This window comes from Dyadobacter sp. BHUBP1 (assembly GCF_050587785.1).
Taxonomy (GTDB): domain Bacteria; phylum Bacteroidota; class Bacteroidia; order Cytophagales; family Spirosomataceae; genus Dyadobacter.
Genome location: NZ_JBOBIH010000003.1, coordinates 521,653 through 536,130, shown reverse-complemented (window position 1 = coordinate 536,130; position 14,478 = coordinate 521,653). Strand labels below are relative to the sequence as shown.

12 protein-coding genes are annotated in these 14,478 nt (G+C 50.1%); 4 read left to right on the top strand and 8 right to left on the bottom strand.

The window, feature by feature from the left end; genetic code table 11:
• Positions 1–45 precede the first annotated feature (45 nt).
• Positions 46–1,395: a lipopolysaccharide biosynthesis protein gene (locus ACQ4MZ_RS14420; RefSeq protein WP_430845775.1), complete on the bottom strand. Its 1,350-nt coding sequence runs from the start codon at positions 1,393–1,395 to the stop codon at positions 46–48.
• A gap of 158 nt (positions 1,396–1,553) precedes the next feature.
• On the opposite strand from ACQ4MZ_RS14420, the gene ACQ4MZ_RS14415 reads away from it, so the two are divergent.
• The 4 genes from ACQ4MZ_RS14415 (at position 1,554) to ACQ4MZ_RS14400 (ending at position 6,649) form a co-directional block, all read left to right on the top strand.
• Positions 1,554–2,420, top strand: a complete 867-nt coding sequence (locus tag ACQ4MZ_RS14415) for a glycosyltransferase family 2 protein (protein WP_430845774.1) — start codon at positions 1,554–1,556, stop codon at positions 2,418–2,420.
• A gap of 1 nt (position 2,421) precedes the next feature.
• Positions 2,422–3,201 carry a glycosyltransferase family 2 protein gene (locus tag ACQ4MZ_RS14410; protein ID WP_430845773.1) on the top strand — a complete coding sequence of 260 codons (780 nt, stop codon included), beginning with the start codon at positions 2,422–2,424 and terminating at the stop codon, positions 3,199–3,201.
• 9 nt (positions 3,202–3,210) lie between these two features.
• Positions 3,211–3,978, top strand: coding sequence for a glycosyltransferase (locus ACQ4MZ_RS14405; protein ID WP_430845772.1), 768 nt, complete (start codon positions 3,211–3,213; stop codon positions 3,976–3,978).
• A 61-nt stretch (positions 3,979–4,039) separates the two neighbouring features.
• The gene (locus ACQ4MZ_RS14400; protein WP_430845771.1) at positions 4,040–6,649 is read left to right on the top strand and encodes an ATP-binding protein; all 2,610 of its coding nucleotides are present in this window, start codon (positions 4,040–4,042) and stop codon (positions 6,647–6,649) included.
• Here the strand turns inward: ACQ4MZ_RS14400 and ACQ4MZ_RS14395 are convergent.
• The 7 genes from ACQ4MZ_RS14395 to ACQ4MZ_RS14365 are packed head-to-tail and all read right to left on the bottom strand — an operon-like array spanning position 6,636 to position 14,385.
• Positions 6,636–7,808: a glycosyltransferase gene (locus ACQ4MZ_RS14395; protein WP_430845770.1), complete on the bottom strand. Its 1,173-nt coding sequence runs from the start codon at positions 7,806–7,808 to the stop codon at positions 6,636–6,638. The genes ACQ4MZ_RS14400 and ACQ4MZ_RS14395 overlap by 14 nt on opposite strands.
• 53 nt (positions 7,809–7,861) lie before the next feature.
• Entirely contained in the window at positions 7,862–8,719 is an 858-nt protein-coding gene (locus tag ACQ4MZ_RS14390) for a beta-1,6-N-acetylglucosaminyltransferase (protein ID WP_430845769.1), read from the bottom strand.
• Positions 8,716–10,203 carry an O-antigen ligase family protein gene (locus ACQ4MZ_RS14385; RefSeq protein ID WP_430845768.1) on the bottom strand — a complete coding sequence of 496 codons (1,488 nt, stop codon included), beginning with the start codon at positions 10,201–10,203 and terminating at the stop codon, positions 8,716–8,718. Before ACQ4MZ_RS14385 ends, ACQ4MZ_RS14390 begins: the two co-directional genes overlap by 4 nt.
• Entirely contained in the window at positions 10,203–10,349 is a 147-nt protein-coding gene (locus ACQ4MZ_RS14380; protein WP_430845767.1) for a hypothetical protein, read from the bottom strand. The genes ACQ4MZ_RS14385 and ACQ4MZ_RS14380 overlap by 1 nt, the downstream gene beginning before the upstream one ends.
• Before the next feature lie 12 nt (positions 10,350–10,361).
• Positions 10,362–11,534 (bottom strand): glycosyltransferase, encoded by a 1,173-nt coding sequence (locus ACQ4MZ_RS14375; protein ID WP_430845766.1) that lies wholly within the window; start codon positions 11,532–11,534, stop codon positions 10,362–10,364.
• Positions 11,531–13,711 (bottom strand): exopolysaccharide transport family protein, encoded by a 2,181-nt coding sequence (locus ACQ4MZ_RS14370; protein WP_430845765.1) that lies wholly within the window; start codon positions 13,709–13,711, stop codon positions 11,531–11,533. The genes ACQ4MZ_RS14375 and ACQ4MZ_RS14370 overlap by 4 nt, the downstream gene beginning before the upstream one ends.
• Entirely contained in the window at positions 13,708–14,385 is a 678-nt protein-coding gene (locus ACQ4MZ_RS14365; RefSeq protein ID WP_430845764.1) for a TolC family protein, read from the bottom strand. The genes ACQ4MZ_RS14370 and ACQ4MZ_RS14365 overlap by 4 nt, the downstream gene beginning before the upstream one ends.
• Positions 14,386–14,478 lie beyond the last annotated feature (93 nt).

Genomic DNA, 14,478 nt, shown 5'->3' with positions numbered 1-14,478 from the left:
GGAACCGGGCGCTGTCGTAATTTAAAAATTTTTACAATACATCCTTTATTGAGCCTTGTGAACCATCAGCTTTCCCCACCACACCCTGACCAGGTTGACCGCCTCAGAATAACCAGTCGTGAATACACTTAAAAGGCTGAAAGGCTGAAAACGGTTAAGTCCCCAGTAGCCGATGCCCACCCCAATGAGCGTCGGTACCACGCCGGCAATCGCGACCCCATAAATGCTGCCCGTCAGGTAAATACCTGTTACAGAGGCGATGACGCTTCCTGCAAGCATAATCAGGACCTTGATAAAATTGATTTTGGGCTGATGGATAACATCGAGCGTCAGGGCAAAAAAGCGGTCGAGCGGGTACAGGAGCGCGAACGTCATGTACAGGCGCATGATATTGGCCGCCTCGGAATTAATGTATTTCTCCCCGCCTATGATATGAATCGCGACATCGGCGAGGATCACCGCGCCGATACAGGCAGGTAACAACGCCATGGTAATCAGGCCCGCGTAACGCTTCATTGTTTCGATCACCTTCGGGCGGTTACCTTCATTGTATGCAGCAGAAAGCTCGGGCATACCCGTTGCCGCAAAGCTGCGGAGCGGTATTTCGATGATTTCCATCAAACGTTGTCCGAGGTTGAACACCGCCAGTGCAGCCGGGCCAAGCATGAAGTTGATGATCATGGTATTGGAGGTCCCGAAAAGATTGGAACTCAATGTAGTACCTACCGAAAATTTACCAAAATGAAAGATTTCCTTAATGCATTCGCTGGTGCGGTCCTTGAAATTGGCAAGCCTGGACCAGCCCATGACAATCGTGAAAATGCTCGTCAGCGCTGCGCCGCCTAAATAGGCGTAGATGATATTTTGCAGATTGGCGGTTTTGGTGAACGCCATAACCACTACAAAAAGGATGAAAAAGCCCTGGCTCAGAAAGCGGATGCAAAGCAGCTGATCGAACCGCTGCTCGGCCTGCACCACACATGAGGCGATGAAATACGGCAGCGACGCAATGTAAATAATGCCGAACCACTCGACAAACAGCACCACAGAAGGGTTTTTGAACCAATCCGAAAACAGGAAAGCCGGGATATTGATCAGCGCCAGAATACCCGTAATGGCACCACCAATAAACCAGGCCGAACCTACCACCTCGCGCTTTCGTGCCTCGCCTGCGCCCGCGTAGAATTTGATGAAAGCCGTGGTGAGGAAACCTGACCGGAATGTGTCGACCAGAAGCAGTATCGACAAAAAGAACACCCACATCCCGATGCTGGCAACAGGCAATGCGCGGTAGAGGATGATCATATTGAGCATCCCCAGCACGGACATAATGCCGTTTCCGGCCAACGAGAGAAAATGTTTGTTCCTTAATTTCTGTAAAAGCTGAAAGGCCATCCGGTCGTGCACAAGATTTGGAACCAGACGCAATATGCGAAGTAATTTTACAATATTTTTGCACAAAGCACGAATAATGTTTTAACTTTCATCCCAACTGCCCGCCGCATGGGCCAGCTTGATTGTGAAGATGTACAAAACCTACTGATTGCCAGAATATGAGCTTATTGGGCTTACCTAAATGGATTTTACCGCACCTTTTTACAAACAAGCGTTTCGAAGATCTTACCGAAGGCGAAATTCAGGCTTTGCGGGAACGGATCAGCCGGTTCAGGGAGGAAAACCCTGAGGTCTCGGTGGTTATCCCAGCCTGGAACGAGGAAAACAATATCTATCGGACATTATCGTCGCTTTCAGCAAGCAATACGCGATATAAAGTCGAAATCATCGTCGTCAACAACAACTCCACCGACGGCACTCAAAAGGTGCTCGATACGCTGGGCGTGCGGAATTACCTCCAAACCATCCAGGGGACACCATTTGCCCGGCAAATGGGTCTCGACCACGCGCGCGGCAAGTTCCATCTCTGCGCCGATTCCGATACTTTCTATCCGCCCGACTGGATCGACCTGATGGTGGAACCGATGGCAAAAAACATGGATATTACAGGTGTTTACGGCAATTATGCATTCATACCACCAGCCGGACAGGGACGAATGGGGCTCTGGATTTATGAAAAGTTTGCCGGCCTGATGATCCGGATCCGTAAGAAAAACCGCGAGTACCTGAATGTCTACGGCTTCAACATGGGGTTTGTGACGGAGGTAGGCCGCAGAACGGGCGGTTTCAAGGTCAGCGGCTCGCGGGTTTATGCCAATATCGTAGGAAGTGATTTCCAGAACGAAGCCGAAGATGGCCGCATGGCCCTGAACCTGAAAAAAGAAGGAAATCTGAAACAGGTTACCAGCTCCAAAGCGACGGTTTTCACCTCACCACGTCGTCTGCTCGACGACGGCAGTATTTCCAAAGCATTCTTTAATCGGGCCAAGCGACAGTTGCAAGGCATGCGCGACTATCTCTCGTAATATGACTCAGTACCATTTCCCCGATACCACCTTACTGATCACCCACTACAACCGTAGCGGCTCGCTCGAACGGTTGCTGGCCACATTCGAGTCGCTTGGCTGCAAGTTTGCCGATATTGTCGTGTCCGACGACGGAAGCAAGCCCGAACACCTCGAAAAAGTGCGGGCGCTTACCGACCGTTTCCGGTTCCGGCTCATTACCACACCGAAAAACCGCGGCCTGGGCAACAACATCAACAAAGGCCAGGATGCGGTGCAGTCCGAATATACGCTATATGTACAGGAGGATTTCCAGCCTTCCGATATTTTCCCGTCGCATTTCCAGGACGCGCTCACGTTCATGCGCGAGGATCCGAAATGGGACATTGTGCGGTTTTACGCCTACTTTGCCTACCCGACTCTGAAACCCTTTAAGAAAGGTTATTCGGAAATGGTGTACCGCTTCTGGGACATGAATCATTTGAAGTTTTACTATTACAGCGACCATCCGCATTTGCGCAGGAGCACATTCCTGGAAAAATTCGGCCGCTATCCCGAAGGCATTAAAGGCGACCTGACGGAATACAAAATGGCTGTCAGCTTTTTACAGAAAAAAGGCAAAGGGCTATTTTACAACGACTTTACCCAATTATTTTACCAAAAAAACTCCTCCGACGAACCCAGTACCATGGAGCGCGCCAACTGGAAACTAAGCGAAAACCCATTGGTGAAGCTTGCCCGGCTGGGATACCTGCGCTACCGGTGGCTGAAAAATACGCTGGACCTGGTTTTCATGAAATAGACTGCCCACATGAACAAGGAATATTTCTTCGGGGACGTGACATTGCTCATCACCCACTACAACCGGAGCCAGTCGCTGGAACAGTTGCTTCTCTCTTTTGAAGCGCTGGGCTGCCGGTTCGGCGACATTGTCGTGTCGGACGATGGCAGCAAGCCGGAGCACGTCGATTACCTGCTTCAATTGCAGAAAAAGCATGGATTCAGGCTTATTACCACGCCACAGAACAGAGGTTTGGGCAATAATATCAACAAGGGCCAGGACGCCGTTCAAACGCCGCTGACCTTGTACGTGCAGGAAGATTTCACGCCGGCCGCCATTTTCCCCGAAAGCTTTACCCACGCGCTGGACATTATGCACGAAAAGCCAGAAAACGATGTGGTGCGGTTCTATGCCTATTTCGAATATCCTTATTTGAAAAACCCGCGAAACGGCTACTACGAAATGGATTTCAAAATATGGAAACCGGGCTACCGCAAATTTTACGCGTACAGCGACCACCCGCACCTTCGCAGGAGCAATTTTTTTGAGAGGTTTGGAAGGTATGTGGAGGGGCAGAAAGGAGACGTTACCGAATACCGGATGATGATGTCTTTTCTCAAAAATCACGGCAAGGCCTATTTTTACAAGGATTATACCGGATTGTTTGTACAAAAAAACTCCGAGTCCGAACCCAGTACCATGTCGCGCGAGAACTGGCGGCAGACAGACCGGTTTCCGGTGAAACAAATCCGGGACCTTTACCGGCATCTGAAGTTTAATTTTGATTACCTGACCTGAATATAGTCTAGGTTTATTCCGATCTTGACGCCATATAACCCAACGTTCCTACTTCTGAGATATGCCGACCCGTATAACAAATGACTCATTCAGATGGTATTACGCGAGCATTTACCTCGGACTGGTGCTGATCTTCGGTTCCCAGTATTTTACCTACAAAAATGTCCGCGACCTCTCGCTGAACAACGAGCGGCTGAATGTGACCATCGGCGTGCTGAACCAGACAGCCAATTTCGGGCTCGTAACGAAGGATTTTCAGTCGAACATGCGCGGGTACCTGATCACACGCAACGACGACCTTCTGACCGACAACTACAACAAAAAAATCCAGCTTGTTGGTATTACCGACACGCTGTTCAACCTTGTCAAAGACGACGGTGTGCAGACCAGGCGCGTGAAGGAGCTGCTTGGGATATCGAGCCAGATCGTTGCCTATTCGCAGAATGTGATCAGCATTTACCGAACCCAGGGAACCGAACAGGCTTTTTCCAAAATACAGGAAGGCGAAGGGATCCGGCTTAACAATTTATTGACCCGGAAGATCAATGAGATCGACGATTACGAGAACCGTAACCTGGACCAGCGGCGGAAGCTGGTTTCCGATACCCAGCAGAATTCGATCCTTTTCATTTTACTGACCGGCGCCGTGGGGTTTGTTCTTACCATCCTTTCCATTGTGTTTCTGAATCTCGACAAACGCAAGCAACGCCAGTTCCAGAAAGAAATCAAAGAAAGGGAACGTACAATGAGCCAGTACCTGGAGGCTATCCCTGACGGTGTGATGGTCATCAATAATGAAAGGAAGATCGAGCTTTTGAACGAATCGGGACGGGAAATTCTGGGAGTGGCTGGCGAAAGGCCCGAGACGCTCGAAGAACAGGTCACGCGTATCAAACTGCTCGATCCTACCCGGTATCACGTCCGTTTTTCGGCCGATACCTTGCCGGTAGCGCGTGCATTACAAGGCGAAAAACTCGCGGGTAATAAGATTGATCTTGTCAAGAACGATAAAATATACCACCTTGAAACAAGCGTACAGCCGGTAATCGGCCTCGATGGGCAGATCAAGAGTGCGATTACGGTTTTCAGGGATATTACCGAGCGCGCCAACTACGAAGCGACGCTTGAAAAAGCCCGGATCCTGGCCGAGAAGTCGGTGCGTGTGAAGGACATATTCCTTTCCAATGTCAGCCACGAGATCAGGACGCCGCTGAATGCGATTATCGGGTTTACGAACCTGCTCCTGGGCGAGGTTACCGATCAGAAGAGCCTCGAATATGTGGGCTACATTCAGTATGCAGGTAAAAACCTGCTGGAACTGATCAACGATATCCTGGATTTCTCCAAGATCGAAGCCGGGCAGATCCATCTGGAAAAAACGCCTGTTTCCATCCACGAACTGACCGACTCGGTTTCGGCCATTATGCACCACCGCGCGGTGGAGAAAGGTATTACTTACGAAGCGGTGCTGTATGACGGACTGCCGGAGTTTGTTGAGACCGATAAATTGAGGCTTACCCAGATATTGCTTAATGTTTGCGGCAACGCGGTTAAATTCACCGAGCGCGGCAGCGTGAAGCTCCATGTACAACCGATCGGCGAACCAGTGAATGATATGCAGAATATCCGTTTCAGAGTGGTGGATACGGGCGTCGGCATTCCGAAGGATAAACTCAAAGAAGTGTTCAATCGCTTCGTGCAAGCCACCGAAAGCACTACCAGGGTATTTGGAGGTACCGGACTGGGATTGAGCATCGTAAAATCGCTGGTACAACTTTTTGAAGGAACGCTGAACCTCGAAAGCGAGCTGGGCAAGGGCACTGTTTTTACCATGGATTTTCCATTCAGGATCGTGAAGGAGGCCGAACTGGAAGAAGAACAGGAAAAAGAGATCGATGTCACCACATCCGTGACGGCACTGCACATTCTGGCAGCGGAAGATAATTTACTCAACCAGAAGCTGCTGAAAGCGATTTTCGAACGCCTGAATATCCCTTTGACGATCGTAAACAATGGCCAGGAAGCGCTCGATAAATTGCGGGAAGAGACTTTCGATATGGTACTAATGGATATCCAGATGCCGGTGATGGACGGCTACACGGCCATTAAAGAAATCCGGCGGACGATTTCCACTACCATCCCGATTATCACCATGACCGCCCACGCGATGGTCGGTGAGAAAGAAGAATGCCTCAGTATCGGCGCCAACAGCTATATTTCGAAACCCTTCAAGGAAAGTGAACTTTTATATACCATTGCACATCTTGGAAACAAAGAGCATTACGAGACACCACAATCCCCAAATTTTACTCAGCAACCTCCGCAAACTAAAATGACAGACTCCATTCTAAATCTTGACTATCTCGCTGAAATCACCGGAGGTGATCAGGAGCTGCGCGACGAGTTGATCGCAATGTTCGAAAAAGACAGCCAGGTGCAGCTTACAAACATCTCCGAAGCATCACAAGCCGACGACCTGGAACGGCTTCGCCAGGCGATCCATAAATTCCGGTCCTCGCTATTTTCGGTAGGATTGCTCAATACCGCCAACCAGTACAAAGAACTTGAAGCAACGCTGAAACAAGGAAAATGGACCGACGATCTGAAACAGAAGTTGGTCGATTTGAAAGCAGAAGCGGAAGCTGGTTTGGCGCAGCTTAAACTGCTTTAATAGCTTTGTAGATTTCTCCGACGCTGTTTTCCCACGTATGCGAGCTGGCAAATGTACGCCGGGCCACGGTACGTGCTTCCGAATTTTCGGTTAACGCAAGGTCGATAAGCCGTACGTAGTCTTCCTTTCCATTTCCGAGGTAAACATGATCGGCGAATACGCTCATGGCATCTGTGGCGGTAGCGACCACCGGCCTGCCGACAGCGAGATATTCGTCGATTTTACGGGGATAATTACCGATTGTGACCTCATTAAGCAGTTGCGGGTTCACGCACACGTCAAATGCATTGATGTAGGCCGGCAGGTCTGCTATATTGCGCGAGCCGGTGAAGGTCACGTTCGGAAGCTTGTGCAGGCTACTTTGTAAGAATTCATTGTCTTCGGGCCCTACAAGTACAATATTCCAGTCGGGGCGCTGCTGTGCGATATATTCAAGCAGCTCCATGTCCAGCCGGATACTTTGCAGCGCTCCTACGTACCCGATGCGCGGGCGCGGGATCCTGCCTATATCCGCGGGCTCGGGCGCCTGGTTACCGGCCATAAAAATATCCAGGTCGCAGCCCTGCCCCACGTAAAATGAATGCGGATTGTATTGGGCGCAATAATTGGCCAGGTACGTCGAATTGGCCACACAAAGATCGCTTTTGGCAATCAGCTGCGGTTCCAGCCGGGCACCGTGTTTGCGCCAGTAATCCACTGCCAGCATGTAATCACGGGAGTAATAGACAGACAGTCGCGGTTTGAGCAGGTCTTTCAGGAAAAAGCTGCGGAACATATCATTGTCATTGAAATGAATATAGTCCATGAAGCCGAGCCGCTTCACAGCACGGGCAATCGATCCCGCGAAGAGCTGGTTATTCCTTTTATTTAAAATATCAAACATCATTTCCGGCAGCCAATTGATCGACTCGATCATTTTATCGGGATACAGCACCCAAAGGTTTGGCTGCACCTCTTCAAGACCGTCGGCTTTGCCGTAAACCACTTTCTTTCGCTTCACGATCTTAGGATCCTCGCCATTTTTGAGCAGGGTGATGCGGTCAAGCGGGGAATTGACATACAGTACCCTGTGATTTTTGCTGAATTCCAGGGCAATGTTCTTGCAGTTACTTCCTATTTCTACATCCCAGGCCTGTTGTCCCGTAATGACAATATCCATATGGCAATAGTTAGCGCGTGGGATCAAATAGCCCCACCCTCGTTGAGATTTGGTTACTTGTAATAGCGGTCCTGAATTTTCGTATCGAGCTTCCCGAACACTGCCGGAAACCGGGCAAGATCGAGCTTGCGGGCAAACAGTTTTCCCGATGCTCCCATACGTTCCAGGTCATCTTCGGTGAGCACTTTCGGGCTCGCTTGCCCTTCCGACCAATCAATATACCTCAAATTATCATTCACGAGTGACGATCGGAATGGAGAATTGTACAAAATAGTTTGAAATATAATCTCATCAGGAGCCCAGGTCAGTTTGAAAAACTTCACAACCCCGGGATGTCCGTTCAGATATTCCAATATGTAGCGCACCGCATCCAGCGTAAGGCTCATCCACTGCGACCGCCCTACCGGTTCGAGGCCGGCGGGCATCCTGCGCGCCGGAAGCAGTCTGTTCATCCATTTCTGCACCAGGTATTTCCCGGGAAAATTGTAGTTGGTCAGGTGGTATTTTGTCAACCGCGGAAGCGCTTCAGTCCATTCGTTGCGGACGGAATAGTATTCCATAAAATTCTTCCCGGTGTTCCGCGCAAAGAAATCGTGGATTTCCGACGGCGGTTGCAGTGGATAATCTGCGCCGCTGAGCAGGTTTACATAATCAAAATCAATACCTGAATCCACGATTGCCTGAAACCCGTGGATCGTCGCTTCCACGATGCTGTACGCTCCCCAGCCGACATCCACGCGGTCGGGCACTAGCATGATCCGCTCGCGGTCCCGCAAGAAGGAAAAGGCCCGAATGTCCGCCTTCCGGTCCAGATGAACAAAACACCACGCATTCCGATGTTCAAGTGCGTCGATGAGTTTCAACAGTTGGGCCGGTGCCGCATGTGCGAGTATCAGGTGGGCGATTTTCATACGGTATGGCTCGCTTTCTGCTCCCGCTCGTCGAGAATGCGGGTAATGTTGATGATTGCCGCCGCCAGGTAGAAATAGATATTGGACGGAAACTGTACCAGTGCTTCCTGCGGATAATTGCCGACATTATAGGCAAACACGACCAGCAGCATCGCCAGGCAATAGGTTTTCAGTTCCGGGTTCCTGATCAGGAAATAGTTGTTGATACCCTCCCGTAAAATAAAAAACATCAGCAAACAGAACAGGAACAGCCCCACCCAGCCCAGTTCCACGGCAATGCGGACGTACCCGCTGTCCGGTGGAAAGTTGGCCAGGTACGATTGCGGTGCGAACCGCTGTCCCCACGCGCCCGTAGCGCCCAGCCCGCCCCCGATCGGGTGCGTGAGGATGTAGGGCTGAATGCGTTTCTGGTTGTTCTTTCGGGCCTGGAACGAGATATCGTCGTTCGGCTTGAACGCCGTCTGAAACCGGACAATGTTGGAATTGGTAGTGGGCACAAAAATCAGGAAAACAAAAAACAGGCCCGCTATGCCCGAAAAAATGAGTACCTGCCGGTTGATCCTCAAAATCACGAAAAGCACCATCGCCGCGGGTATCAGCACATATGCGCCCCGCGTACCCGAGAAAAGCATCGACGAGAAAAACAGCGCGATCATCAGCGCAAGCACTATCCGCTGCCAGTTTTTCTTTACGAAGGTGAGCAATGCAATGCAGATAATGCTGCTGACCACCATGTTGTAGGAGAATGCAACCGGATCGGAAAAGATCGAGAACTTACGCCAATGGCCGGAGATGAAAAGCAGGTCGGCAACGCCTTCCGAATCAAGCCAGGCTTGCTCTGCGTCGGAGAAACCGATGTATTCCTGCTTGTAGGCATACAATGCGGCAAACAGCGCCAGTCCGAGCCAGAGTTTGAGCAAAAATCGCAGGAACTGAATGGTGCGGATCTGGTACATGAACACGAAGTAGGTCAGCATCACGATCGCCACTGCACGAATGGTGTATACCCACGCCAGACGCGACTCCGCCGAAGGATTAGCCACCTGGATCAGGTTGTAAACAATCCAGATCAGGATCATCACGCTGATAGGCCCTTTGAAAACCTTCCAGTTGGGCCTGCGTTTCTGGTGAATGAAAAAACCCAGGATAAGCAATCCCTGGATACCGTCCATGACAGTTCCAAGCGGAAAATTCACACCGAGCCGTCCGATGAAAAACAATAAATAGGCCAGCAGAAGCAGCACGGTAATACCAAATTCGGGGAACGCAACAATGCCGTACACCACGGGAGGGCCGAACATCAGCGCTAAAATGCCCACGCCGGCAACAATGCCCTGGTAAGCGATCAACGTCCCGAATGCAACCGATATCAAAAGCAAAATGACCAGCCCCGTAAGTTTGCGATCAAAGAGCGCCCGCAGTCTTTCCATGCGGCTCAGCCCCTGGCTGCTTTTCCCGGGAATATGTATCTGAATGTTTTCCACTAAAAGAACAGAATTTTGAAAAACCAGATAAATACGCTTACCAACGCCAGCAACAATGCCGCCTGACGTATTTTTTGCTGCATTGGCGTGAGCTCGTTAAAGCCCCGTTTGCGCCCGCTGACTTTTTTATCCGGATAAATTTTCATAACAACCGAGCGTTAACCCTGAGTCTTATCCTCCTGTCGGGTAGCTACCGAAATCTTGTTCGCACGGCGCGCATTGACCAGCGCTGTGAGTTGATAGAACATGAATTTCGGGATATTCACAAGCGATTGGTAAATCTTCGGATCGGTAGGCGAGCTTTTCAGCGCAATGTAAAAACCGAGCACAAAGACGACCAGTCCGATCAGCCATACCAGCGATAACACCGGCGCGATCAGCAGATGGAGCAGCATAAAAAACACCGACAGCAGCAGGAAAATAAACAAGGGCGGCCGCAGCAACACCAACCCGAAAAGTACCTGGTTGAGACTGAAACGGGTAATGCCTTTGAACAGAATCTTGAACCCGTAAGCAAAATATTTGAACCAGGTGTTGATCCAACGTGCCCTTTGCTTGACCAATTGGTCGGAGCCCGTCGTCTTTTCGTCATAAACAATGGCTTTCCCGGCGAATGCAATGCGGTAACCCCGGCTCACAATTCCCTCTTGAAGGACTTTGTCGAAACCGGCACCGGTTACGTCCAGATGCCCCAGTACCTTCTCATATAACCCCGTGCTGAACGCCATTCCCGACCCTGCCAGGGTAGCCGAAGAGCCGGCCCCGAACAGCACTTTCCCATCGTAGAAGTGATAGTAAATATCCCGCGCAGCATCCAGACAAGCTAAGGTGGTATCCAGGTTTTTGGCTTCTCTCACTCCCTGCACCGCCTCATAACCCTGGTTGAAATAGGCATTCAGCTCATTCAGGTATTCTGGATCGGTGAGATTGTCGCTGTCGATGATCGTCAGATGCGTGTGCGGGCGGATAAACCGCCGGATCGCATAGAAATGCGAGCGGGTATTGCTCCCCAGAACCTGCTCCGGGCGCAGCAGGAGCACTTTGTCGGTCGGAAAATGCAGATTACTGATGTCGCATTTATCGGCCACTACATAAACATGATAACGATCGTAATTCAATTGCAGCAGCGAACCTACCACGGCAGGCAATTGCGCGGTATACTCGTAGGCCGTCACGATAATACCGTAATCGGGGAGCGTACTGTCAACGGCAGGCCTGCGGAATATTACAGCCTTTCTCAGGCCATAAATCAACAGCAAAAACACCGGAAATACGAGGTTATACCCGATCCCCACCTGAATCACCAGTCCTATCCATTCCAGGATTTTCATGCTTCTACCGGTTTAGCCACTTTTCCGGCTTGTTCGGGAATGCTCTCGGTATTGGTAAGCACCCAGCCCGCAAATTTCCCGTTCAAGCTATCGAGGTACTGTATTTTGGATTGATCATCCGAGCCAATGGAACGACCTGCGGCGAACACGGAAACGACCAGATCCGAGAACGATACCCATTCCTTGGCCCTGTTCATGGCCCGCAGTGAATCCGTTTCAATCAGGATAATGTCGAAACGGGCTTTCAATGCTTGCAAACGCTCTCCAATTACTTTTTCATCGGCCAGTTCGAGTACGGAAATGTCACCGGTTTTAGCGCCCAGAATGGTTATCTGCCCCGGCGTCGCTTCCGGCAGGTTGTTTGATCTGACAAAATTCTCAAACAGTGTACTGTCCGGGTTTAATTTGGAAATATCCGGCTGGGCGAAGTTTCCGTCTATAATAAGTACCGTCTTATTGATCTTGGAAAATGCCCACGCCAATGCGATCACAAATGGGGTTTTACCTACGCCATAGCCCAGGCTGGTAATGGCAATGATCTTCGGGTCGCTCATTTCATTGTCGAGCTCGTACCGAATCGATCGCACCAGGTTCTTGTAAAGCCGCACAGCCTTGTCATCGGACGCATTCATGCCGGAAAGGCTCAGGTTCGAGTCCTTATCAAGCACATTCAGATAACCGAGCACGGGCTTGCCTGTTTCGTTGGCAAGTTGCAGCGGGTACCGGATCGATTTGTCGAGGTAGAAAAGGATAAAGAACACAAACACGCAGAATGTGAAGCTGATCACACCTGAGAGGATCACCAGCACCATTTTCTTCGAAGCCTGCACCTCGCCCGGCATGGCGCGCTCGATCAGGCGCAGATACACAGGAAAGCTGAATTCGAGGCTGGCCTCATTGTACCGCTGCAATGCTTCGATGTATTCCTTACTCGCAATGTCGATGGACGTTTCATATTCCTGGATCTTGGCTTCGTTCGGTACCAAACCGTCGAATTTACGGTTCAGGCGGTCGAGCTCGCCCTGGATCGATGCCACGCTGTTCTTCGCCAGTTCCAGCGATATTTCCATGCCCAGTTTCTGTGTTACCAGATCCTGCTTGACCACCATCGGATTGTAGGCATACTTATCCGTGGCTTCATTGATTTCCTCCGAAAGCCGGCTTCGCAGCGAATCGAGACTGAATTTGATCCGGTTGTCGAAATTGCTCAGAATGTAGCGTTCGTTCATCGCTTTCAGGTTGCTTTTCGTAGCGATGATCTTTTGATTAATGTCCGTCAAAGCGCTCTCGAAATACTTCCGCTCAGTCGGGTTGAAGCGGCTGTCGATATTGCCGATAGCGGCGGTGTAGGCGATAATGTCCTTTTGAGCGATCTGGCGGCGGGTTTCAAAATCGGCCATTTGCCCGTAAATGCTTTTGGCCTGCTCGTTCAGGTTCAGTACCCGGTTTTGTATTTTGAAATTCTTCAACATATTCATCCGGTCATTCAACGCCTGCAACTTTTGCTGCATAAAGTTGGCCAGAAAGTCGATCGTCTTCTTGTTGTTACCCACCACGCGGGAAGAATTATCGGAAATAAACTCCTGCGCGAGCGTGTTGATCACATATGCGGCGAGATCGGGATGCTCTGCTTCATATTGAATGTCGATGTAATCTCCTACTCCGGTGCGATAAATGATCAGCTTTTCGCGCAGGGAATTTGCACCATAGCCCATTTCGGTGATGATGTCATTCAGCTTTTTTTCGTCGGGTTTCCACAAAAAGAGCTCCTCGCGCTTCTGGTATTTCTGGCTGATGAGCGCTATGGCTTTCGCTTTATCGGCCTTGCTCATTTCTTCCAGTTCGGGCACGGGTTCGCGCCAGGTGGAGTCCTTCAACCCCTTCAAATCGTTCAGGATTAATCGGTACGACACCTGATCGAGCGTTCTTTTCAGGCGCATGACCTGAATCAGGCTTTCGAACTTGCGTGCAATCTGGTGGTCCTGCTCATCCCTGGCGCGGGTTACAACCTGGTCGGTTTTGTCGACCAACCCGGTCGCAATACGCGCATGCGACTCATAGGTATCCGGCAACCGCCGGACGAGAAAATAGCAGACAATAACGGTGATCAGCGGAACCAGGATCAGTGTGATCTTATTCCTCTGCAGTAATCTCAGAAACTGTACAATCTCCGTCATTTGATATCTTCTAATTTTTGTCCTAACAATTCTTCCAGACTGCTTTTTGCAATCAGAACCTCGCTTTCGGTATTGAGCAGGTTCTGCGCATGGTCCGTTTGCATCACCAGCACCTGGTTATATTTTTCCAGCGTCTCCTGCCCCATCTCGAAGCGCTTCTTCACACTTTCGAGCATACTTTCGACATCGAGGGCCGCATTCGAGCGCACCCGGTATACCGCCTTTTTCTGGATATAAGTGAAATACCTTTTCTTGACCTCAGCCTCCATATTCAGGTCAAATGACTGCTTATCGTATTCGGCCGAGGCCAGTTCGCTCTTTGCCTGTTTCACCATCGCCGGCTTTTGGAGAATAGCCCCGATATTCACAAAAAAACCGAACTGATAAGTAAAAGGAAATGAAGCCGATACCGGCGTCGCACGGTCGTTTTTAGGAACGTACAAATAGGAGAAGTTAAAAATATCGAAATACGAAAGTTTCGCCTTTTTGACGCCCGTTTCGGCGGCATTGACGTGCGCCTGGTACATCTTGATTTTGGGATAGTTGGCTTTGCAAACCGCAATCAACTTATCTAGGTATGCGTAGTCCACGTCTTTGCTCAAAGATTCCTGGGCATGGGCGCTTTGGATCGTTAATAAAAGCAGGAGCCCAAAAGCGGCATGTTTTATCGGCATATAAGGCTAGAATATTTATTTAAAATCGGTTTCGCTTGACTTTGCGACGATACAAAATACTTTTGGTAAAAATATTACTACATCTTACTAATC